The 19,714-nt window shown below is 68.6% G+C and carries 21 protein-coding genes and 1 riboswitch; of the genes, 13 read left to right on the top strand and 8 right to left on the bottom strand.

The window, feature by feature from the left end:
- The first annotated feature begins 260 nt into the window (after positions 1-260).
- A complete protein-coding gene (locus AB6732_RS12490; protein WP_370960277.1) occupies positions 261-1,184 on the top strand; it encodes an aminodeoxychorismate lyase in 924 nt (307 codons plus the stop codon).
- 27 nt (positions 1,185-1,211) lie between these two features.
- Here AB6732_RS12490 and AB6732_RS12495 read toward each other — a convergent pair whose 3' ends face one another.
- Positions 1,212-1,739 carry a GNAT family N-acetyltransferase gene (locus AB6732_RS12495; protein ID WP_370960278.1) on the bottom strand — a complete coding sequence of 176 codons (528 nt, stop codon included), beginning with the start codon at positions 1,737-1,739 and terminating at the stop codon, positions 1,212-1,214.
- Between the two features lie 108 nt (positions 1,740-1,847).
- Here AB6732_RS12495 and AB6732_RS12500 point away from each other — a divergent pair, with 108 nt between their 5' ends.
- From AB6732_RS12500 to AB6732_RS12530, 7 genes are all read left to right on the top strand, one after another.
- The gene (locus AB6732_RS12500; RefSeq protein WP_107004254.1) at positions 1,848-2,381 is read left to right on the top strand and encodes an SRPBCC domain-containing protein; all 534 of its coding nucleotides are present in this window, start codon (positions 1,848-1,850) and stop codon (positions 2,379-2,381) included.
- 212 nt (positions 2,382-2,593) lie between these two features.
- Positions 2,594-3,505: an NADP-dependent oxidoreductase gene (locus AB6732_RS12505; RefSeq protein ID WP_370960279.1), complete on the top strand. Its 912-nt coding sequence runs from the start codon at positions 2,594-2,596 to the stop codon at positions 3,503-3,505.
- Positions 3,506-3,694: 189 nt separating this feature from the next.
- A riboswitch (SAM riboswitch) is annotated at positions 3,695-3,801 on the top strand.
- A gap of 9 nt (positions 3,802-3,810) precedes the next feature.
- Positions 3,811-4,320: a DUF1737 domain-containing protein gene (locus tag AB6732_RS12510; RefSeq protein ID WP_370960280.1), complete on the top strand. Its 510-nt coding sequence runs from the start codon at positions 3,811-3,813 to the stop codon at positions 4,318-4,320.
- Positions 4,317-4,718, top strand: a complete 402-nt coding sequence (locus AB6732_RS12515; RefSeq protein WP_370960281.1) for a rhodanese-like domain-containing protein — start codon at positions 4,317-4,319, stop codon at positions 4,716-4,718. The genes AB6732_RS12510 and AB6732_RS12515 overlap by 4 nt, the downstream gene beginning before the upstream one ends.
- A gap of 3 nt (positions 4,719-4,721) precedes the next feature.
- Positions 4,722-5,927 (top strand): O-succinylhomoserine sulfhydrylase, encoded by a 1,206-nt coding sequence (locus AB6732_RS12520; RefSeq protein WP_370960282.1) that lies wholly within the window; start codon positions 4,722-4,724, stop codon positions 5,925-5,927.
- A gap of 173 nt (positions 5,928-6,100) precedes the next feature.
- The gene (locus tag AB6732_RS12525) at positions 6,101-6,364 is read left to right on the top strand and encodes a WXG100 family type VII secretion target (protein WP_066216089.1); all 264 of its coding nucleotides are present in this window, start codon (positions 6,101-6,103) and stop codon (positions 6,362-6,364) included.
- A 304-nt stretch (positions 6,365-6,668) separates the two neighbouring features.
- Positions 6,669-6,932 (top strand): hypothetical protein, encoded by a 264-nt coding sequence (locus tag AB6732_RS12530; RefSeq protein WP_287898979.1) that lies wholly within the window; start codon positions 6,669-6,671, stop codon positions 6,930-6,932.
- Between the two features lie 86 nt (positions 6,933-7,018).
- On the opposite strand, the gene AB6732_RS12535 is transcribed toward AB6732_RS12530, so the two are convergent.
- Genes AB6732_RS12535 through AB6732_RS12545 form a run of 3 tightly spaced genes read right to left on the bottom strand, consistent with a single transcriptional unit; the run spans position 7,019 to position 10,465 of the window.
- Positions 7,019-7,888, bottom strand: coding sequence for a transglutaminase N-terminal domain-containing protein (locus AB6732_RS12535; RefSeq protein WP_370960283.1), 870 nt, complete (start codon positions 7,886-7,888; stop codon positions 7,019-7,021).
- Entirely contained in the window at positions 7,885-8,811 is a 927-nt protein-coding gene (locus AB6732_RS12540; protein ID WP_370960284.1) for an alpha-E domain-containing protein, read from the bottom strand. The genes AB6732_RS12535 and AB6732_RS12540 overlap by 4 nt, the downstream gene beginning before the upstream one ends.
- Before the next feature lie 55 nt (positions 8,812-8,866).
- Positions 8,867-10,465: a circularly permuted type 2 ATP-grasp protein gene (locus tag AB6732_RS12545; RefSeq protein WP_370960285.1), complete on the bottom strand. Its 1,599-nt coding sequence runs from the start codon at positions 10,463-10,465 to the stop codon at positions 8,867-8,869.
- A 555-nt stretch (positions 10,466-11,020) separates the two neighbouring features.
- Between AB6732_RS12545 and AB6732_RS12550 the strand changes: the two genes are divergently transcribed.
- A complete protein-coding gene (locus tag AB6732_RS12550) occupies positions 11,021-11,284 on the top strand; it encodes a WXG100 family type VII secretion target (protein ID WP_066216089.1) in 264 nt (87 codons plus the stop codon).
- Positions 11,285-11,505: 221 nt separating this feature from the next.
- Here the strand turns inward: AB6732_RS12550 and AB6732_RS12555 are convergent, their stop codons facing one another.
- The 3 genes from AB6732_RS12555 to AB6732_RS12565 all read right to left on the bottom strand — a co-directional run bounded on the left by AB6732_RS12555 (position 11,506) and on the right by AB6732_RS12565 (position 14,410).
- Positions 11,506-12,609: an ABC transporter substrate-binding protein gene (locus AB6732_RS12555; protein ID WP_370960286.1), complete on the bottom strand. Its 1,104-nt coding sequence runs from the start codon at positions 12,607-12,609 to the stop codon at positions 11,506-11,508.
- A gap of 65 nt (positions 12,610-12,674) precedes the next feature.
- Positions 12,675-13,559, bottom strand: a complete 885-nt coding sequence (locus tag AB6732_RS12560) for an ABC transporter permease (RefSeq protein WP_208187101.1) — start codon at positions 13,557-13,559, stop codon at positions 12,675-12,677.
- A complete protein-coding gene (locus tag AB6732_RS12565) occupies positions 13,556-14,410 on the bottom strand; it encodes an ABC transporter ATP-binding protein (protein WP_370960287.1) in 855 nt (284 codons plus the stop codon). The genes AB6732_RS12560 and AB6732_RS12565 overlap by 4 nt, the downstream gene beginning before the upstream one ends.
- A gap of 257 nt (positions 14,411-14,667) precedes the next feature.
- Between AB6732_RS12565 and AB6732_RS12570 the strand changes: the two genes are divergently transcribed.
- The 4 genes from AB6732_RS12570 to AB6732_RS12585 all read left to right on the top strand — a co-directional run bounded on the left by AB6732_RS12570 (position 14,668) and on the right by AB6732_RS12585 (position 18,630).
- The gene (locus tag AB6732_RS12570) at positions 14,668-16,272 is read left to right on the top strand and encodes an ATP-binding protein (protein WP_370960288.1); all 1,605 of its coding nucleotides are present in this window, start codon (positions 14,668-14,670) and stop codon (positions 16,270-16,272) included.
- Positions 16,269-16,946 carry a response regulator gene (locus tag AB6732_RS12575; protein ID WP_370960289.1) on the top strand — a complete coding sequence of 226 codons (678 nt, stop codon included), beginning with the start codon at positions 16,269-16,271 and terminating at the stop codon, positions 16,944-16,946. The genes AB6732_RS12570 and AB6732_RS12575 overlap by 4 nt, the downstream gene beginning before the upstream one ends.
- 142 nt (positions 16,947-17,088) lie before the next feature.
- On the top strand, positions 17,089-17,529 hold the full coding sequence (locus tag AB6732_RS12580) for a MerR family transcriptional regulator (protein WP_370960290.1): 441 nt from the start codon (positions 17,089-17,091) through the stop codon (positions 17,527-17,529).
- 111 nt (positions 17,530-17,640) lie between these two features.
- Positions 17,641-18,630 (top strand): aldo/keto reductase, encoded by a 990-nt coding sequence (locus tag AB6732_RS12585; RefSeq protein WP_370960583.1) that lies wholly within the window; start codon positions 17,641-17,643, stop codon positions 18,628-18,630.
- A gap of 35 nt (positions 18,631-18,665) precedes the next feature.
- Here the strand turns inward: AB6732_RS12585 and AB6732_RS12590 are convergent, their stop codons facing one another.
- Positions 18,666-19,646, bottom strand: a complete 981-nt coding sequence (locus tag AB6732_RS12590; RefSeq protein ID WP_370960291.1) for an HNH endonuclease — start codon at positions 19,644-19,646, stop codon at positions 18,666-18,668.
- Positions 19,647-19,714 lie beyond the last annotated feature (68 nt).

Genomic DNA, 19,714 nt, shown 5'->3' on the forward strand with positions numbered 1-19,714 from the left:
ACCACTCCTGAGGCCAGCTGTATGGCAGCACGCATCTCCCCCTTGTCGTGGTCGCGTTCCCCTCTCCGGATGGTCCCGGGCGGCCGCGGTCTCCCCTGAGAATATCCGCCCCCGGGCATTTATGGGCCGCGCTCCTCCCGTTGTGTGCTCAGTTGTTGCGGGTGTTCCGGCCGAACACCCACAACAACTGAGCACGCAACACCGAACAGGTGACGATGGACTCGCGCTCTGCCACGGGACGGCGGCTCTAAGCTTGTCCCATGACTTCGACGTCCCCCAGCACCGTGCTCGTGTTCCTCGATCCCGCCTTCCCGCAGGGCCGCGTGGCGGATGCCTCCGTGCCCCAGCTGATGGCCACGGACCTGGGCGCGACCCGCGGTGACGGCGTCTTCGAGTCGCTCCTCGTGCTCGACGGCAAACTCCGCAAGCTCCCCGCGCACCTGGCCCGCCTGGCCGGGTCCGCCGCCGCCCTGGACCTCACGATCAGCGAAGAGGACACCTGGCGGGCGGCGATCGGCACGGCCGTCGACGAATACCTGGAGACGCACCCCGGCGTGGACGAGTTCGTCGTGAAACTGCTCGTGACGCGGGGTGTCGAGGGCGCGGAAGCCCCCACCGAGTGGGTGCAGGCCAGCCCGGCCCCCGCCCTCGGCAAGAAGCAGCGCGTGGAGGGGATCGACGTCGTGCTGCTGGACCGCGGCTACGACAGCGATCTGGCCGAGCGCGCCCCGTGGCTCCTGCTCGGCGCGAAGACCCTCAGCTACGCCGTGAACATGGCCGCTCTGCGGCACGCGCATTCGCTCGGCGCGGATGACGTGATCTTCACGTCCGCGGACGGCCGGGTGCTGGAAGGCCCGACCTCCACCGTGCTGCTCGCGCACCGTGAGGTGAACGACGACGGCTCGGTCACCAAGCGCCTCGTCACGCCGCAGCTGGACGCCGGGATCCTCCCGGGCACCTCGCAGGGCGCCCTGTTCACCGCGGCGAAGGAGGCGGGCTGGGAACTCGGCTACGGGCCGCTCGAGCCGGAGGACCTGTTCGACGCCGATGCGGTGTGGCTGATCTCCTCAATCCGGCTGATCGCACCGGTCAAGCACCTCGACGGCAAGACGATCGGCTCCGATCCGGCCGTGGCCGCCGAACTCACCGAGGAGCTGAACCGCCTGTTCGCGGGCATCGAGTAAGCGGGTTCGCGCGGCCGCGGCCGCACCCTAAAGCTCCGCCGCCATGACCACGCGCGGCCAGCGGTCGAGGCCATGGGCGGCTTCCTCGGCCACCTTGACCTGGAGTTCCGGACCCCACTCGGCCTCCGGCAGCACGGTGAACCCGAGCCGGGCGTAGTAGGCCGCGTTCCAGGGGATCTCACGGAACGTGGTCAGGGTCGTCCGCCCCATCCCGCGCTCCCGGGCGACGGCGCGGACGTGCCCCAGAAGCCGCGCGCCCAGCCCCTGCCGGCCATGTCGCGGGTCGACGCTGAGCTGTTCCAGGTGGGCGGCCCCGTCCACCACCTCGCCGACGGCGTAGCCGGCCACTTCGGCGGCGCCTTGCCCGCCGGGGACCAACGCCGAGCCGCCGAGGGGCACGGTCAGCACCCACGCCCAACCGGCCGCCGCGAAGGTGGCCAGTTCGGCGTCGCTGAAGGGTTCGTCGTCGGCGATCGAGGCCATCCCGGCCTGCCGGAAGAGCTCTCCGGCGGCACGTTCCAGGTCCTGGACGGCACGGAAATCGGCGGTGGTCATGGCGCGGATCATCGCTCCAGTCAACCATTCCCCGGATTGCGCCGCATGACCCGGGATGAACGCCGGTGACGAATTGTGCCGCCCGATGAGTGCTCTCGTTGACCTTGGATGACGGCCGCCGCAGACTTCCAGGAGAACAAGGAGGACGAACAGGTGGAGAGCATCCGGCAGCTCGAGGAATGGCAGGGCCTGCGCGGCATCAACAGGGTCTGGGAGTTCGACGCGCCCGTCGAGACCGTGTTCCGCGCACACACCGACCCGCTCTGGCTCGCCCGCTGGCTGGTGCCGGAAGGCGTCGAGCTGCGGTTCCGCCGCTGGGATGCCCGCACGGGCGGATCCTGGAGCTACTCCGTGGGCGCCGGTGGCGACGACTGGACCTTCTACGGCTCCTTCCACGAGGTCTCCGAGCCGTGGCGCATCGTGCAGACCGTGGAGGCGGAGGCCGACTCGCACGGCCCCGTCCTCGAAGTCCTCGACTTCCTCGAACTGCCCGGCGGCGGCTGCCGCCTCGAGGCCATCGCCATGTTCACCTCGCCCGCCGCTCGCGAAGAGGTCGGCGGCTCGGACGACGACGGCGGCCTGGCCCGCCTGACCGACCTCCTCTCCGAGCTGGGCGCCTTCTCCACCCCGCTGCCGCAGTAGGGTCACGCGACCTCTGACCCCGCACACGGCCCGGCGAACCCGCGCCCGAATCCTTTCTTCGTCATCTGCCGTCGCATCCGGAATGCCGTCGTCGCGGGTCCCGTTGCACGGGGCATCAGTACGAACAGCATCAAGGAGAACAGTGCGCCGGACCGGCCCCTCACGCGAGTGGTAACCGGGACGACGCCGACAGCGCAAAGCGAGGAATCACCATGACACGTGCAGTGCGGTATGAAGAGTTCGGCGGACCCGAGGTCCTCCAGCTGGTCGCAGGCGAGGTGCCCCAGCCGGGCCCGGGCGAGGTCCGGGTCCGCGTCGCGGCCGCCGGTCTGAACCCAGTGGACTTCAAGATCTTCCACGGCGGCCCCGCAGCGGAGGCGTTCGGCGGAGCTCCCGGCTCCGGCGTCGGCAACGACTTCGCCGGCGAAATCGACGAACTCGGCGAGGGCGTCACGGACTTCGCCGTGGGTGACCGGGTGTTCGGCGGCAAGCGGCACGAGGCGGTGGCGGACTTCGTCCTGGTCCTCGCGAGCGGACTGCACCGCACTCCCGACGGGCTCTCGGATGAGCTGGCCGCGACCTTGGACATCGCCGGACGGACCGCGGCCGCCGCGATCGACCAGTTGAAGCTGACGCCGGAGGACACCGTGCTGATCGGCGGGGCCGCGGGTGGCGTGGGCGTTCTCGCCACGCAGCTCGCCGTCGCGACCGGAGCCACGGTGATCGGCACCGCGTCCGAACGCAATCACGAGTTCCTCCGGGAGCTCGGCGCCCTGCCCGTCACGTACGGCGCGGGCCTGGCCGAGCGCGTCGCGGAGATCGGCACGCCCACCGCCGCAGCTGACCTCAACGGCGCCGAGGTGATCACCGTGGCTCAGGGCTTCGGTGTCCCCGCGGAGCGCATCACGGCGATCGCCGCGCACGGCCATCCGGATGGCGGATTCACCGCGACCGGTGGCGGGGATGCCGGCCCGGGCGCGCTGGAGCGCATCGCGGCGGGCCTCGCCGACGGTTCCCTCGTGCTGCCGCTCGAAGCGACCTTCCCCGTGGAACAGGTGGCGGACGCCTACCGGCTCCTGGAGGAGGGCCACGTCCGCGGCAAGGTCGTGGTCACGCTCGACTGACGGGCTCAGCGGCGGGCCCGGCAGGTTCCCGAGCTTCCACCCCCGGAAACGTGGTTCACCCCCTGAAATTTCCCGGGGTGAACCACGTTTCCGGGGGCGATTCCGTCAGCACTGCCGGCCCGGTTCATGACACAAGATGAAGCCTCCCGTCACACTTCTCTCCGGGGCCTGGTGCTAGATTTTTTGCAGAGTAACGAGTACCGGTGACAAGCCCTGACTGACCGGTCGGCAACCCTCCAGACGCGGCGGGGTGCCTCAGGTGACTACTCGGCATGTGTCAACTGCAAGCGCGAAGGAGCCCCCACTTGCCTGCCCGCAAAGAACCCACGTCCGCCACTGCCGGAACCGCCGGCGCCGCCAAGGTCACGACTCCCCGGAGCACCCCGGCCAAGCCCGCCACCCGGGCTCCGCGCACCACGAAGGCTGCGGCCGCCACACCGGCAGCCGCCAAGGCCTCTCCTGCGAAGGCCGCCACGACGACGGCGACCGCCCCCGCCGGTGAGCAGGCCACTGCCGCTGCGCCCGGCGTCGCGCCCCAGGCCGAACCCACGACGGCGCCTGCCGCTGCGCCCGCCCTCCTGCCCTACCGCCTGCTGACCGGCCCGGACACCCGCGAATTCTGCGAACGGGTCTCGGCTGCCCTGGCCGACGGGTACATCCTCTACGGCAGCCCGTCCGTGACCTTCAACGGTGAGACGGTGATCGCGGCCCAGGCCGTCGTCCTGCCGTACGCGCCGCCCGCGCCGCCGGCCCCGGTCGTCGACCCGTACGCCGTCCCCGCCACCGGCTTCGCCCCCTACGGCGGTGCCCTGTGAGCTACGCGGGCGACCTGACGCCACAGCAGGCGTGGGACAAACTCAAGGACGGCGCCGTCCTCGTGGACGTGCGCACCGAGGCGGAGTGGGCGCACATCGGCCGCCCGAAGACCCCGTCCGGCGACCCCTTGTTCATCCAGTGGAACCTGGCCGGCGGCGTGCCGAACCAGGGGTTCCTCGCGGAGCTCGCCGAGCAGGCCCCGGAGGCCGGCACCGCGGACCTCGTGTTCCTGTGCCGTTCCGGACAGCGGTCGATCGCCGCGGCGGAAGCCGCGACGGCGGCGGGCTGGTCCTCGTACAACGTCCTGGAAGGCTTCGAGGGCGTCCCGGACCGGTTCGGGGAGCGCACCGTGAACGGCTGGAAGAACAGCGGCCTACCGACCACCATCGGAGCGTGAGACATGGCGTTCAATCCTGAGGCCGCGTCCTGGTCGCCGGCAACGCAGGCCGTCCGGGGCGGGCTGGACCGCACCGGCTTCTACGAAACCTCCGAGGCGCTGTTCCTGAACTCGGGCTTCGTCTACGACTCGGCCGAGGCCGCCGAACGAGCCTTCACCGGTGAGGACGAGCGCTTCGTCTACTCCCGTTACGGCAATCCGACCGTCGCCACCTTCCAGGAGCGGCTACGGCTGCTCGAAGGCACCGAGGCGTGCTTTGCGACGGCGTCCGGCATGTCCGCGGTGTTCACGGCCCTCGGCGCGCTGCTCGCCGCCGGAGACCGCGTGGTCGCGGCGCGGTCGCTCTTCGGATCCTGCTTCGTGATCCTGAACGAGATCCTGCCGCGCTGGGGCGTCGAAACGGTGTTCGTGGACGGACCCGATCTGGAACAGTGGCGCGAGGCCCTGTCCGTGCCGACGCAGGCGGTGTTCTTCGAATCGCCGTCGAACCCGATGCAGGAGATCATCGACATCGCCGCCGTCAGCGAGCTCGCGCACGCCGCGGGCGCCACCGTGGTGGCCGACAACGTCTTCGCCACCCCCATGCTGCAGCGCTGCACGGATCTGGGGGCCGACGTCGTCGTGTACTCCGGGACCAAGCACATCGACGGGCAGGGGCGCGTCATGGGCGGCGCGATCCTCGGGACCAAGGAGTTCATCGACGGGCCGGTGAAGAACCTCATGCGGCATACGGGGCCGTCGCTGTCGAGCTTCAACGCCTGGGTGCTCACGAAGGGTCTGGAGACGCTGGACATGCGCGTGCGGCACTCGTCCGCCTCCGCCCTGAAGCTGGCAGAATGGCTCGAGCGGCAGCCCGGGGTGAACTGGGTGAAGTACCCGCTGCTGCCCTCGCACCCGCAGTTCGAGCTGGCGAAACAGCAGATGAGCGCGGGCGGCACCGTGCTGACGTTCGAGCTCGCGCCGCTTCCCGGCGGCACGGCCAAGGACGCCGCGTTCCAGCTGCTCAACGGCCTGCGCGTGGTGGACATCTCGAACAACCTGGGCGACTCCAAGAGCCTCATCACGCACCCCGCGACGACGACGCACCGCGCCATGGGCCCGGAAGGCCGGGCCTCGATCGGGCTGGGTGACGGCGTGGTGCGCTTGTCTGTCGGGCTGGAGGATGTGGACGACCTGATCCGCGACTTCGAGCAGGCGCTGGCGGGCTGAGCGCCTCGAACGGGCCACTCACTCATCTGTGACCCACGCGTGCTATAACGGCTCCGCTCATGGGGAGCGCTCCATGGGTACCCCTCCCCATCGACGGTTCGTGCGCGGTCCGGATAGCTTTGAGTCAACAGAAACCGGGCAGGCCGGGTTCACCACGAGCAAGGAGTAAGACAATGGCAGTTTGGGGTGCAGACGTCCAGCAGCTTCGCGCACTGGGTAAGAAGCTCGAAGCAGGCGCACAGACCATCGACGAGCAGCGCAACCAGCTCACCAGCGCACTCAACGGCGTCCAGTGGATGGGCCCGGACGCGGACAAGTTCAAGAACGAATGGCAGTCCCAGCACGTCCCGGCCCTGAACAAGGTCGCCGAAGCACTGCGCACCGCCGGCAAGAACGCCGCCAAGAACGCCCAGGAACAGGAAACCGCTTCCCACTAAGCGGCCCACCCCACCCATGGTGGGGGAACCTGGACCCACACCCACGGCGGGCACCCCACACACGGGGAGCCCGCCGTCGGGCATTTAAAACACCCACCCCCCACATCCGCCCCCACCGCGAGAGAACAGCTCACGCCCCCAAAACCCCACCATGAGGGCACCAACTACTCCTTCGCGGAGTCGAGCGAGGAAGGGGCGCCGCATGGGGAGCGCTGCCCATCGACTCCGGGGCCGGGGCTGCGTACCGTGATCGCAGGATCCCCGGCCGCGACAGCCCCCCGGGCAGAACAGCAAGGAGAAGGTCATGGCCGTTTGGGGCGCGAATGTCGAGCAGCTCAGGACCCTGGGCAAGAAGATGCAGAAGGGCGCGGACGTGCTGAACGACCAGCGCACCACCCTGTCCTCCAGCCTGAACAGCACGCAGTGGATGGGCCCGGACGCGGAGAAGTTCCGCTCCGAATGGGACTCCACGCACGCCCCGGCGCTGTCGAACGCGGCGCACGCCCTGAGTGTCGCCGGCACCGCCGCAGCCCGCAACGCCAACGAGCAGGAGCAGGCCTCCCACTGACGGGTCAGCGAGGGAACAGCTCGCGCCCTCACAACAGCGCGGAGAGGGCACGAACTGTTCCCTCGCGGAATCCCCCGAACCACGCCCTATGCCCGCACGGAGTCCCAGGTCAGCCAGGTCATGTCCACCGAGACCTCCAACCGCGAACCCCCGCCGCCGGACAGGATGCCCTTAAGCGGGGCCACGTCGCGGTAATCACGGCCGCGGGCCACCACCACGTGGAAGTCCCCGGCGGCCTTGTGATTGGTCGGATCCCAGCTGTGCCAGGCGCCGTCCCACCATTCGAGCCAGGCGTGGGACTGCCCGGCCACGGTCTGCCCCGGATCGGCCTCGGCCCGCGGGTGCAGGTATCCCGAGACGTACCGGGCAGGGATCCCGAGACTCCTGAGGCAGCCGATGGCCAGGTGCGCGAGGTCCTGGCAGACCCCCTGGCGCTGCGCCCACGCCTGTGCCGCGTCGGTGTGCACGCCAGTGCTGCCGGGCATGTACGTCATCTCGCCCCGCAGCCTCGAGAACACCTCCTCCGCGGCGGCCTTCGGCGACGGCCGTCCGGAGAGCGCCGCCACCAGTTCCGTCGCCTCCTCGCCCGGCGCGGACAGGCGCGTCTGCGGCAGGTGGTCGCTGAACTCGTCCTGCACGGCGCGGCCGGACAGTTCGGCCCAGCCCAGCGGTTCGCCGTCGGGCGCCGTAGCCTGTTCGCGGTTCACGTCGACCGTGGCGGTGGCCACCACTTCGAGCCACTCGTGGGGTTCGTGGACCTCAAAAGTGGTTACCTGCGTGCCCCAGTAGTCGGCGTACCGGGCCTGGGTCGCGCCGGGCCGCTCGACGGTGATGCGCGAGCCGAGCACCGTCTGTCCGGGCTCCGTGGGCGGCGTCATCCGCGCTTCGTTGTAGCTGACCAGGACCGGCTTGTTGTAGTGGTATCCGGTGCGGTGCACGATCTTCAGACGTGTCATGACAGTTCTCCCACCCAGGCCTGCTCTTCGCGGGCGCTGTAGTACCTGCGGGCGATCTCCTCCGAAGCCCGCGCGACGGAGCGCTGGATCCGCTCCATGTGCTCCGGCAGTTCGTCCATGAGGTTTTCGCTGCGGTGGAACTCCAGGAAAGTCCTGGCCTGGCCCACGATGCGCCGGGCGTCGTTGAACATCCCGGAGCGCTGATCGCTGGGCTCCAGCAAGGCGAGGGCATCGTCCGCGTTCTTGAGCGAATAGACGATCGACCGTGGGAACTGCCGGTCCATGAGCAGGAACTCGGCGGCGTTGCGGTCATCGAACGCTGCCCGGCGCGTGCGCAGGAACGACTCGTACGCTCCGGCGCAACGCAGCATGTTCACCCAGGACACGCCCGCGGGGTTGGCATCGCACGTGGCGAGCATCCGGGCGGTCATGTCCGCGCGTTCCAGCGACCGGCCCAGGACCATGAACAGCCAGCTGTCGTCGTGGCTCATGGTGCTGTCCGTCAGGCCACTCGTGGTGGCCGCCCGCTCGATCACCCATTGGCAGAACCGGTACGTCCCGGCGACGTCCTCGCGATGCCGGCTGAGGCCGAAATACGTCGTGTTGAGGCATTCCCACAGGCTCGCCGAGACGGTCTCACGGGCCCGGCGGGCGTTCTCCCGCGCAGCGCCGAGGGCCCCGGCGATCGACGTGGGGCTCGACCGGTCATAGGCGAGCACCCGCAGCAGTTCCGGCAAGGTGATGTCCTGGCGGTCCAGGGGCGACCCCATGACCTGCAGCAGGTCCCGGGCCACCTGTTGCTGCTGCTCCGGCGGCAGATGGTTGAGGCGTTCCAGATGGACGTCCAGGATCCGCGCGGTGCCATCCGCACGTTCCACATAGCGCCCGATCCAGAACAGTGATTCGGCGATCCGGCTCAGCATGATGTCCTCCTGACGTGCGGTGCGGGATGGGATTGACGACGACGGCGCGCGGCACTCATTGCTGCTGCCCCGCCTGGGAATCGCGCCAGCTGGTCTCCACGGGCCACACGCTGGTGCGTGCGCTGTGGCCGAACCGCCGCCGTGACGGCCCGGGGTCCGCCGCGCCCGTCTCCTCCCCCAGCACCCAGGTGTCCTTGGACCCGCCGCCCTGGCTGGAGTTGACCACCAGGCTGCCCTCCTTGAGCGCCACCCGCGTGAGGCCGCCCGGCAGCACCCAGACGTCCTCGCCGTCGTTGACCGCGAAAGGCCGCAGGTCCACGTGGCGGGGGCTGAACCGCTCACGGTGCAGGGTGGGGACGGTGCTCAGCTGGAGCACGGGCTGAGCGATCCAGCCGCGCGGGTCCTCGATGAGCTGCCGGCGGAGGGTGTCGAGCTCCTCGCGGCTGGCGTCGGGACCGATCACGAGGCCCTTGCCGCCCGAACCGTCCACGGGTTTCACCACCAGTTCCGGCAACCGGTCCAGGACCTCCTCGCGGGCCGCGTCCTCCTCGAGCCGGAAGGTGTCCACATTGGCCAGGATCGGCTCCTCGCCCAGGTAGTACCGGATGAGGTCCGGGACGTAGGAGTAGATGAGCTTGTCATCGGCCACGCCATTGCCGACGGCGTTCGCGATCGTCACCCCGCCCGCCCGCGCCGCGTTGACCAGGCCGGGGCAGCCCAGCATGGAGTCGGCCCGGAATTGCAGGGGGTCCAGGAACTCGTCGTCGAGGCGCTTGTAGATCACGTCCACGCGCTGCTCCCCCGAGGTGGTCCGCATGAAGACCTGGTTGCCGCGACAGGTGAGGTCGCGGCCCTCCACGAGTTCCACGCCCATCAGCCCCGCCAGGAGGGTGTGCTCGAAGTACGCGGAGTTGAAGATGCCCGGGGTCAGGACCACGACCGTCGGGTCCTCCACGCCGTCCGGGGCGGTCTTCCGGAGGGCCGAGAGCAGGCGGCGCGGGTACTCCTCCACGGGGCGGATGGACTGCTGGCTGAACACCTCCGGCAGCGCCTTCGCCATGGCCCGGCGGTTCTCCAGGACGTAACTGACGCCCGAGGGGACGCGCACATTGTCCTCGAGCACCCGCAGCGTGCCCTCGCCGTCGCGGACGATGTCGATCCCCGACACGTGCACCCGGACGCCGCCCGCCGGACGGAAGCCGTGGACCTGCCGGTGGAAGTGCTTGCTGGACGTGATCAGCTTGCGCGGTAGGACGCCGTCGCGCACAGCATCCTGTGCGCCGTAGACGTCGTTCAGGAAGGCCTCCAGCGCCCGGACCCGCTGGGCCACGCCCCGTTCCAGGCCCTGCCATTCCTGGGCGTCGATGACGCGAGGGACGATGTCCAGGGGGAACGGCCGTTCCTCGCCGGCGAAGTCGAAGGTGACGCCGCGGTCCAGGAAGGTGCGGGCCATCGCCTCGGCCCGGGCGGCGATGTCATCCGGGGTGAGCCCCGCGAGCACCCGGGTCAGCTGGCGGTAGGAGCCGCGTGCCGAAAGACCGGCGGCCTCCGCACCCCCGCCGGCCGCTGCCGGGAGGAACATCTCGTCGAAGGCTTTCGACGTGGCCAAGGCCCCCGAATAGCTGGCGAACAGATCCGATGATGATGCCGGCATGACCCCTCCAAAGACCGCGGTGACGCTGAGGAACAGAGCTTCCCACCGGGATGTGTCAGGCGGATTTCCAGCAGTCACCCCACGATGTCCGGGGTGTTTCGGTCGGGTGTCCTGGCCGGTCAGCGCATCGGGGCGGTGGAGCCCGGTCCCGCGGCGCAGGCCGGGCGCCACGGGACCGCCGGCTTATTCGCGGGAATGTGACGCGGGACGGCGCCTTCCCACTAGCCTGAGCACGGAACGCACGACGCCGGGCAGCCGGACCGCGCGACGCCGCGGCAGGTGGGGAGCGCCGCCGTCACAGCGGGCTGTTGTCGGCCCGTGACAACGCGGGATCCAGTCCGAAAACGCCGGAATTCCGGGGATTTCGGCATGGGGAGAGGTTAATGGGGAGCACTCCCCATCGACGGCTCGTCCAATCATTGGATAGTTTGTTCTCAGAGGTTCACGGAAACGAACCACCACCCGCCAGGGAGGTGAGCCGGGAGCCCACAACGGAATACCACTGACATGGGAACCCGGCACAGTTCGGATCCATCACAACAAAGGAGTAAGACAATGGCAGTTTGGGGTGCAGACGTCCAGCAGCTTCGCGCACTGGGTAAGAAGCTCGAAGCAGGCGCACAGACCATCGACGAGCAGCGCAACCAGCTCACCAGCGCACTCAACGGCGTCCAGTGGATGGGCCCGGACGCGGACAAGTTCAAGAACGAATGGCAGTCCCAGCACGTCCCGGCCCTGAACAAGGTCGCCGAAGCACTGCGCACCGCCGGCAAGAACGCCGCCAAGAACGCCCAGGAACAGGAAACCGCTTCCCACTAAGCGGCCCACCCCACCCATGGTGGGGGAACCTGGACCCACACCCACGGCGGGCACCCCACACACGGGGAGCCCGCCGTCGGGCATTTAAACCCCCACCCGGCACCGCGAAGGAACGGGCGCCGTTAAAGCACCGCCCCCGCCTGGTGCACGCGCACGGTCGCTGGGGGATCCTCTGCGGCCGGTCACGCACCCCGGGCGGGGGTGGTGGTCGGGGTGGACGGCTAGCCGTCAGCGCCGGCAGGCGTCGTCGTCGGGGTGATGCCGAGCGTCTTCAGGGCGGCCTGCGCGTACTTCTGGGTGAAGGTGTTCTCGATCTTGACCTTGGAGGTGTCCAGGCCGATCGTCTTCTCCTCCTCGAACACGGTCTTGGGGCCACCCGCGGGCATCAGGCCGTCCGGGAGGAACTGACCCTTGTCCTGGTCCAGCGCCTTCACGTACTGCTCCTTGGTGATGGTGCTGTTCTGCACGAAGTCCTGCGGGAGCTTGTCCGCGATGTCCTGTGCCGAGTGAGTGCTGATCCAGTGCATTGTCTCGACCAGGGCGCTGACCACCTTCTGCGCGGCGTCCTCGTGATCCTTCACCCAGGAAGCCTGGGCGAGCAGGCCCGCGGATGGCAGGGTGCCGCCCAGCGCCGCCTTCGCGCCATCGGCACTGGCGAGATCGATGGCCGAAACGGCCAGGCCCTTGGCCTCCAGAGCCCCGACGGTCGGCTGGGTGGTCATGACACAGTCCGCGGAACCACGCTGGATCGCGGCGATCGCGGTGGCACCGGCGCCGACGGCGATGGTGTGGTAATCGTTCTTCGACACCCCGGCCTTGGACGCGATGAACTGCGTGAGCTCATCGGTGCCCGATCCCAGGTCCGTCACGCCGACAGTCTTGCCGCGGAGATCCGCGCCCGAGTGGACGTTGGCCTTGGGGTTGCACATGATGCGCTCGCCCGGCGCCCCGGAGAGCTGGACCAGGTTGATGATGTTCTTGCCCTTGGCCTGGAAGTCGATGGTGTGGATGTACCAGGCGCCGGACATGTCCACCTGGCCGGACGCCATGGCCTCCTCGGCGCCCACACCGCCGTGCTGCTCCGTGGAGAGCTCCACGTTGACGCCGTACTTCTGGTAGAGCCCGAGCTGCTGGGCGAGCTGATACGGCAGGTAGATCTGCTTGTCGATGCCGCCGACCATGAGCTTGACGGTGGGCATCGAGCCGGCCGCGGCCGTGCTGCCCCCTGCGGTGCTGGACGAGCCGGAGGTGCTGCCTCCGCAGGCCGCGAGGCTGAGCGCCAGGGCTCCTGCAGCGGCGACGACGGCGATGGTGCGCTTCTTCATTGATGCGCCCTTTCTGTGGGATGGGGTTGAAGAGTGGGGTTGAGGTTTCGGGGGACCGCTGAGCGTCAGATCGACTGCGCTTCGGACCGGTTCGGCGGACGCCACTTCAGCAGGGCGTGTTCCAGGAGGCCGATGAGGAATTCGGCGGCCAGCGTGACCACCGCGATGATGACCATGCAGGCGAAGACGGTGTTGGGATCGAAGGTGCCCTGGGCCTGGCTGATGATCAGACCGATGCCCTGCTGGGCGCCCAGCACCTCCGCCACCAGGGCGCCGATGATCGCGAAACCGAAGGCGGTGTGAAGGCTCGCGATGATCCAGGTCATGGCGGACGGGATCGTCACGTGGATGGCCACCTGGAGCGGGGACGCCCCGAGCACCCGGACGTTGGCCACGAGGTTCTGGTCGACCTCACGGACACCCTGGAAGGCGTTGAAGAACACCACGAAGAACACCAGGACCGCGGCCAGAAGGATCTTGGGGAAGACGCCCAGGCCGAAGGCCACGATGAAGATGGATCCGAGGACGATGCGGGGGATCGAGTTCACGATCCGGATGTACGGCCCCACCACGGCGGAGAGGTACTTGTTGGATCCGAGCAGGATGCCCAGGACCACGCCCACCACGGTGCCGAGGAGGAATCCGAGGAACGCCTCCTGCGCCGTGACGCCCAGGTTCACCCAGATGCTGCCGAAGGCGGTGCCCTGGGTGAAGAGTTTGACCAGGCTGTTCCAGATCTCCGAGGGCTGGCCGAAGAAGAACTTGTCCACCCAGCCCTCCTCGGTGAACCACTGCCAGCCGCCGACCACGATCACGGCCAGGGCGATGCGCCCGGTCCAGATCGCGGTGTTGCGGCGGCGCGCGGCGCGGCGGCCGGCTGCCTGAAGGTCCGCGGAGGTCACGGCTGCGGCGGGACGTCCCGCGGCGCCGTCGTGCGTCAGAGTGGTCATGCCGCTGCTCCTGCCGTGCGCGCATAGGCCCGGGTGACCTCGTCCTTGAGGGAGGCCCAGATCTGCTCTTGGAGTTCGAGGAAGCGCTCCTCGTGGCGGATGTGCTGGACGTCGCCGCGGGGCCGTGGGAGGTCGATGTCGAAGACGTCCTTGACCGAGCCGGGGCTGCTGGTCATGACGACCACGCGGTCCGAGAGCGCCACGGCCTCGTCCAGGTCGTGGGTGATGAAGAGGACCGACGGGCGCAGTTCCTCCCAGAGCTGGAGAAGCTCGTTCTGCATGATGGCCTTGGTCTGCACGTCCAGGGCGCCGAAGGGCTCGTCCATCAGGAGGATGCGGGGGTTGTTGATGAGTGCCGCGGCCATGGCGACGCGTTTGCGCATGCCGCCGGAGAGCTGGTGCGGATAGCGGTCCTCGAAGCCCGCCAGACCCACCCGGCGCAGCCAGTCGCGGGCCAGATCCGTGGCTTCCCGCTTGGGGGTGCCGAGCAGGATCGGGCCCATCATGACGTTGCTGAGCACGCTCTTCCACGGGAACAGGGCATCGGCCTGGAACATGTAGCTCACACCGTCGGTGATGCCGTTGACGAGGTGGCCGCCGACCCGGACGGAGCCTTCGCTCGGCTTCTCCAGGCCGGAGACCTGGGCCAGCGTGGTGGACTTGCCACAGCCGGTGGGGCCGACGATCGAGCAGAACTGGCCGGGTTCGATCGTGAGCGCGACATCGTGGATCGCCGTGAAGGTCTCGCCCTTCGGGGTGAGATAGCGCTTGGTGAGCCCGGTGATCTCGATGCCGGCGGCATCGGCGTCGGGCGCCCGGCCTGACGACCGGTGGGCGGGATTGTCTGCCATCGTGGAAGACCTCTTTCAACTTCAGGAAAGACGGCTCTGTCTTTCGGTGCGACGCGTCGGCGCGCCGTGGATTTGCTTCGGCCACCGGTGGCGGGGGATCCTTTCCCCGTGTCCGGTGATCTGAATCACAGTGGTTGCACCCACCATAGAAACGGCCTCGAGGACCCGGCCAGAGTTGCGCGGCTTGCGAGGGTTACCCGCTTTCATTCATGTTTTGAGCCTTTTGATCACCCGTCCGGCCGGGCGAGGTGGACGCCGTGAACCCGGTCCGGACGTGGTGGCGCGCCAGGCCCCTCGCCTCCCAGATCCTGGTGTGGACGCTGTGCATCCTGCTGCTCACGGTCACCCTGGGCGGCTTCGTCACGAGCCGGATCCTGCGGCAGAACCTCGACGACGAGTACCGCCAGCGCGCGCTCGGCATCGCCACGACGTTCGCGCAGATGCCCGAGGTCGCCACCGAGCTTCAGCGGCACGACCCCTCAGCCCGGATCCAGGCACTCGCCGACCGGGTGCGCGCCCAGGCGCATCCCGACTACGTCGTGGTGACCGATCTGGACGGGGTGCGCTTCTCCCACCCGAACCCCTTGCTGATCGGAAAGAAGCTCGAAGAGCCGCTCGCGGTCCTGGACGGGAAGTCCCATGTGGGCACGGATCCCGGCAGCCTGGGCCCCTCCGCGAACGCGAAGGCGCCCTTGTTCGACGCCTCGGGGAAGCTGATCGGTCAGGTCTCCGTCGGCATCCTGGAGGCCTCCGTGGACACCGCGGACTGGGCCGATGTGAGCCTGGTGGCGGGTTACTCGGGCCTGGTGCTGCTGATCGGTGCGGCGGGCTCGCTGCTCCTCGCGCGCGGCATCAAACGCGTCACCTTCGGTCTGGAACCGCCCGAGATCGCCTCCCTCCTGCAGGAGCGCGAGGCGCTGCTGCACGGCATCCGCGAGGCCATGGTGGGGCTCGACGACGACGGCCACGTCACCGTCATCAACTCGGAGGCGCGCCGACTGCTCGGCCTGGACACCGCGGTGCTGGGCCGCCCGATCGGCGAGCTGCTGCCGGAGGGCCGGCTCCTGGAGGTTCTCAGCGGGCACTCCCCCGGCGACGACCAGATGGTCATCACTGACGACGCCCTGCTCGTGGCGAACCGGCGCCCCGTCAGCGTCGCCGGCCGCAGCATCGGCGCGGTGGTGACCCTCCGGGACCGCACCGAAGTGGAAGTGCTCGTGCGGGACCTGCGTGCCACCGAGGGCCTGATCGAGGCGCTCCGCGCGCAGGAACATGAGTACGCGAACCGCCTGCACGTGGTGACGGGGCTCCTGGACGAGGGCGAGGTGGAGCAGGCCCGGCGGTTCGTGTCGAGCATCTCGGACACGTCCCGGTCCCTGGGCGAGGGCCTGCGGTCCCGTGTCGAGCCGCCGGAGCTCGCCGCCCTCATCCTCGCCAAGGTCACGATCGCGGCCGAGCAGGATGTCACACTCACCATCACCGAGGACTCGCGGCTCCGGCAGCCCGAGGTGACCACGGCGGAGCTGCTCACCGTGATCGGCAACCTGCTCGACAACGCGATCGACGCCGTCGTCGGGCAGGATGGCGACCGCACCGTGACGCTGCAACTGGATGATTCGTCCGGGGTGTTCGTCGCCGTGACGGACACCGGGCCCGGAGTTCCGTCCGAGCTGGTGGGTGAGGTGTTCCGCGACGGCTTCAGCACCAAGGAGGCGCGGCCCGGGATGCGGCGCGGGATCGGGCTGGCGCTCGTGGCGCGGATCGTGCGGCGCGCGGGCGGAACGCTGGACGTGTTCCCCGGACCGGGTGGACGCTTTGAAGTATGGCTGCCGGGGACGGCAGCGGAGGAGGAGATGGGATGATCCGGACTCTGGTGGTCGACGACGACTACCGGGTGGCGCGGCTGCATGCGGCCCATGTGGGGCGGGTGCCGGGCTATGAGTGCGTCGGCGAGGCGCATTCGGCGGCGGAGGCGCGGGAACTCGTGGCCACGCTCAAACCGCAGCTGCTGTTGCTGGACGTGTACCTGCCGGACGAGGACGGGCTGTCCCTGCTGCGGTCGCTGCGGGACGAGGGCGTCGACGTGGACGCCGTGGTGATCACCGCCGCCCGCGACGCCGCCACCGTGCGGGAGGCGATGCGCGGCGGCGCGGTGTATTACCTGGTCAAACCGTTCGGGGCCCGGCAGCTGACCGAGCAGCTGGAGGCGTACCGGGCGTGGCGGCAGAAGGTGGAACGGGACATCTCCGGCCAGCAGGATGTGGACGCCCTGTTCGCGTCCCGGCATGCGGCGCTGCCCGCGGCCGGGAGCGTCCGGCGCGGTTCGCTGCCGCCGACCATGCAGAAGGTGCTGGATGCGGTCGTGGCCGCCGACGGCCCGCTGGGCGCTCAGGACGTGTCCGATCAGATCGGGATCTCGCGGCCCACGGCGCAGCGCTACCTGAGCGAGCTGGAGCGCAAGGGCCGGGTGCGGCTCGTGCTGGAGTACGGCTCGACGGGCCGGCCCGTGAACACGTACCTGCCGGCGGCGGGGTAGAGCTCCTGGCCCTCTCGCCGCACTCTCCCTCCTCCCGCCCGCCCCCGCGAGGGAACAGGTGGCGCCCTGAAACCCGCGGTTTCGGGGCATCAGCTGTTCCCTCGCGCGTTTCCCGCGGCTCGGGCGGGTGCACACTGGAGGTATGAGCTTCACCATCGCGGAGGTCGCCGAGCGGACCGGCCTGAGCCAGCACACCCTCCGGTACTACGAGCGTGACGGGCTCCTGCCGCGCGAGGTGGGCCGCGCGTCGTCGGGCCGTCGCGCCTATACCGAGCAGGACGTGAACGGGATCATCATGATTGCCCGGCTGCGAGCCACCGGCATGCCGATCTCCGACGTCAGGCGGTACGCGCGACTGGTGCGCGACGGCGACGCCTCGGTCCCGGCGCGGCTGAGCCTCCTGCTGGAGCACCGCGAGCACGTGATAGCACAGCTGCGCCAAGTCGAGGAGAACCTCGCCGCGATCGAGACGAAGATCGACATCTATCGCGCGACGACGGCGGAGACGTTCGCGTGCCCGGCCCGAAGCGACGCGTTGAGTCCGCTGGCCGCAGGGTCGTCGAGTCCGCTATCGAAGAGGTGAATCCGCTACCAGATGTAGCGGATTCACAACGCACCTAGCGGACTCAGTCGCCTCCGGACGGCGACCCCTTGACTTAGAGTGCGCTCGAAGGAGTTTGCTGGTCTCATGACGATCTCCACACGAACTCTCGGCACCGATTCCTCCCTCACCGTCTCCGCCCTGGGCCTCGGCTGCATGGGCATGTCCGAGTTCTACGGAACGCCGGACCCGGACGCCGGTCTCGCCACCATCCACCGGGCGCTCGACCTCGGCGTCACCTTCCTCGACACCGCGGACATGTACGGGCCGTTCACGAACGAAGAGCTGGTCGGCCGGGCGATCGCCGGACGCCGCGACGAGGTCCAGCTCGCCACGAAGTTCGGCAACATGCGCGGGCCCAACGGCGAACGGCTCGGAATCAACGGCCGGCCCGAGTATGTGCGTTCCGCGTGTGAAGCGTCCCTGCAGCGGCTCGGCGTCGACCACATCGACCTGTACTACCAGCACCGCGTGGACCCGAACGTCCCCATCGAGGAGACCGTGGGCGCCATGGCGGAGCTCGTGACGGCCGGCAAGGTGCGGCACCTGGGGCTGTCGGAGGCCTCGGCCGCGACGATCCGCCGCGCTCACGCCGTGCACCCGATCACCGCCGTTGAGACGGAGTACTCCTTGTTCTCGCGCGATGTGGAGGACTCGGTCCTGCCCGCGCTGCGCGAGCTGGGGATCGGCCTGGTGCCGTACTCGCCGCTGGGCCGCGGCATCCTGACGGGCACCATGACGGCGGAATCGGTGACCGGCGACGGCGACGCGCGATCGTCCGCCTACTTCCCGCGCTTCCAAGGCGAGGCACTGGAGGCCAACCTCAAGCTGGCCGCGAGAGTGACGGAGCTGGCCGGGGCGCGCGGTTGCACCCCGAGCCAGCTCGCCCTCGCGTGGCTGCTGGCCCAGGGCGAAGACATCGTCCCGATCCCGGGCACCCGCCGCGTGAAGTACCTGGAAGAGAACGTGGTCGCCGCGTCCCTGGAACTCAGCCCGGCGGAGCTGGAAGCGCTGGAAGAGGCCGTCCCACGCGGCGCCGTTGTCGGTGAGCGGTACGGGGACATGAGCTCGATCGACGGGTAGTTGCGTCGAGTCCCGCGAAGGAACACATGGTGCCCTCAAGACGTGGCTTTGGGGGCACCACGTGTTCTCTCGCGGTCAGCAACTTTGAGGTACTCCTGAAAACGCCGGTCCAAACTGGCGGGGTCCGGGCGGAGCGACATAGCGCTCGGAACGTACAATAAACGCCCATTCATGTCCTGCATCCCGTACTTCACCAGCGAGGTACCTGGTAACGCGAGAACATCAGGCCGCACCGAAACTCGATAATGACGGTCAATGCCCAGCAAGTTGCCGTCAAACGCGGCATGATGCAACTTGCACAATGCCAAACCATTGGACACCTCGGTTGAGCTCGAAACATGAGCGTCCGGAGTGATATGCGCAGCATCAATCAAGGCAGGAATATCCAGTTCACAGATGGCGCAGTGATACTCGTAGGCGTACACCACACGACGCCGGAAGTCCTGCTGATGCAAGCGAACTTTGCGGACCCGTTCGGCGTAGGCTTTCGGCGTACCGGAGTCGTAAAGCGGGTCCTCCGGGTCACTCAGCGCACGATCCAAGAAGACGTCAACATAGCCTTCGACCGGATCATCTCGTTCAAGAAACACCGGGTATCGCGGCACATACAACGCCGGAAGGACTTCCTGAAACAGAATGACTGGGTCTTGACGCTCCGCCGCAGCCCGGAGCTTAAGATTGCGGCCGCTGAGCAACGGCTGGCCAGACCGCCTCTCGTAGGAGTACCTCAAATACTCCGCGTTCGCCTCGTCATCGTAGGGACCCTTCAATGTATTGGTAATAGATAGGGTCGTATCGAACCCTCGAGGGTTCCAAATACCTGTCTGGGGATCCATCAGCGCGATCTGATGTCCACGATAGCTATATGCCGACCGCAGGAATTCTCTGCGAAACTCATACCCGCCATTGGCAATCTCCTGGCCCTGAAGCCACCTGAAGATATCGCGTCTGATCTCCGCCTGTTCGTCGACGGACCATCGCATCGCGTCCAAACCCGGACCTGTTCCTCGAGCCATGACATCCCCCTCGCTTCCAGCCTATTCTGCATGCTTCCCCGATCTTGCGTGCCTCCACTCATCGCCCC

Source organism: Arthrobacter sp. RCC_34 (genome assembly GCF_041360795.1).
In the GTDB taxonomy this organism is placed as follows: domain Bacteria; phylum Actinomycetota; class Actinomycetes; order Actinomycetales; family Micrococcaceae; genus Arthrobacter_E.

Excerpts from the sequence above, each read along its gene's own strand:
- AB6732_RS12495 (WP_370960278.1), bottom strand. The coding sequence starts at position 1,739 with ATGACCACCGCCGATTTCCGTGCCGTCCAGGACCTGGAACGTGCCGCC.
- AB6732_RS12535 (WP_370960283.1), bottom strand. The coding sequence starts at position 7,888 with ATGACACGTCTGAAGATCGTGCACCGCACCGGATACCACTACAACAAG.
- AB6732_RS12580 (WP_370960290.1), top strand. The coding sequence starts at position 17,089 with ATGAGCTTCACCATCGCGGAGGTCGCCGAGCGGACCGGCCTGAGCCAG.
- AB6732_RS12540 (WP_370960284.1), bottom strand. The coding sequence starts at position 8,811 with ATGCTGAGCCGGATCGCCGAATCACTGTTCTGGATCGGGCGCTATGTG.
- AB6732_RS12550 (WP_066216089.1), top strand. The coding sequence starts at position 11,021 with ATGGCAGTTTGGGGTGCAGACGTCCAGCAGCTTCGCGCACTGGGTAAG.
- AB6732_RS12545 (WP_370960285.1), bottom strand. The coding sequence starts at position 10,465 with ATGCCGGCATCATCATCGGATCTGTTCGCCAGCTATTCGGGGGCCTTG.
- AB6732_RS12525 (WP_066216089.1), top strand. The coding sequence starts at position 6,101 with ATGGCAGTTTGGGGTGCAGACGTCCAGCAGCTTCGCGCACTGGGTAAG.
- AB6732_RS12590 (WP_370960291.1), bottom strand. The coding sequence starts at position 19,646 with ATGGCTCGAGGAACAGGTCCGGGTTTGGACGCGATGCGATGGTCCGTC.
- AB6732_RS12505 (WP_370960279.1), top strand. The coding sequence starts at position 2,594 with ATGACACGTGCAGTGCGGTATGAAGAGTTCGGCGGACCCGAGGTCCTC.
- AB6732_RS12500 (WP_107004254.1), top strand. The coding sequence starts at position 1,848 with ATGACGGCCGCCGCAGACTTCCAGGAGAACAAGGAGGACGAACAGGTG.
- AB6732_RS12490 (WP_370960277.1), top strand. The coding sequence starts at position 261 with ATGACTTCGACGTCCCCCAGCACCGTGCTCGTGTTCCTCGATCCCGCC.
- AB6732_RS12555 (WP_370960286.1), bottom strand. The coding sequence starts at position 12,609 with ATGAAGAAGCGCACCATCGCCGTCGTCGCCGCTGCAGGAGCCCTGGCG.
- AB6732_RS12530 (WP_287898979.1), top strand. The coding sequence starts at position 6,669 with ATGGCCGTTTGGGGCGCGAATGTCGAGCAGCTCAGGACCCTGGGCAAG.
- AB6732_RS12575 (WP_370960289.1), top strand. The coding sequence starts at position 16,269 with ATGATCCGGACTCTGGTGGTCGACGACGACTACCGGGTGGCGCGGCTG.
- AB6732_RS12520 (WP_370960282.1), top strand. The coding sequence starts at position 4,722 with ATGGCGTTCAATCCTGAGGCCGCGTCCTGGTCGCCGGCAACGCAGGCC.
- AB6732_RS12565 (WP_370960287.1), bottom strand. The coding sequence starts at position 14,410 with ATGGCAGACAATCCCGCCCACCGGTCGTCAGGCCGGGCGCCCGACGCC.
- AB6732_RS12560 (WP_208187101.1), bottom strand. The coding sequence starts at position 13,559 with ATGACCACTCTGACGCACGACGGCGCCGCGGGACGTCCCGCCGCAGCC.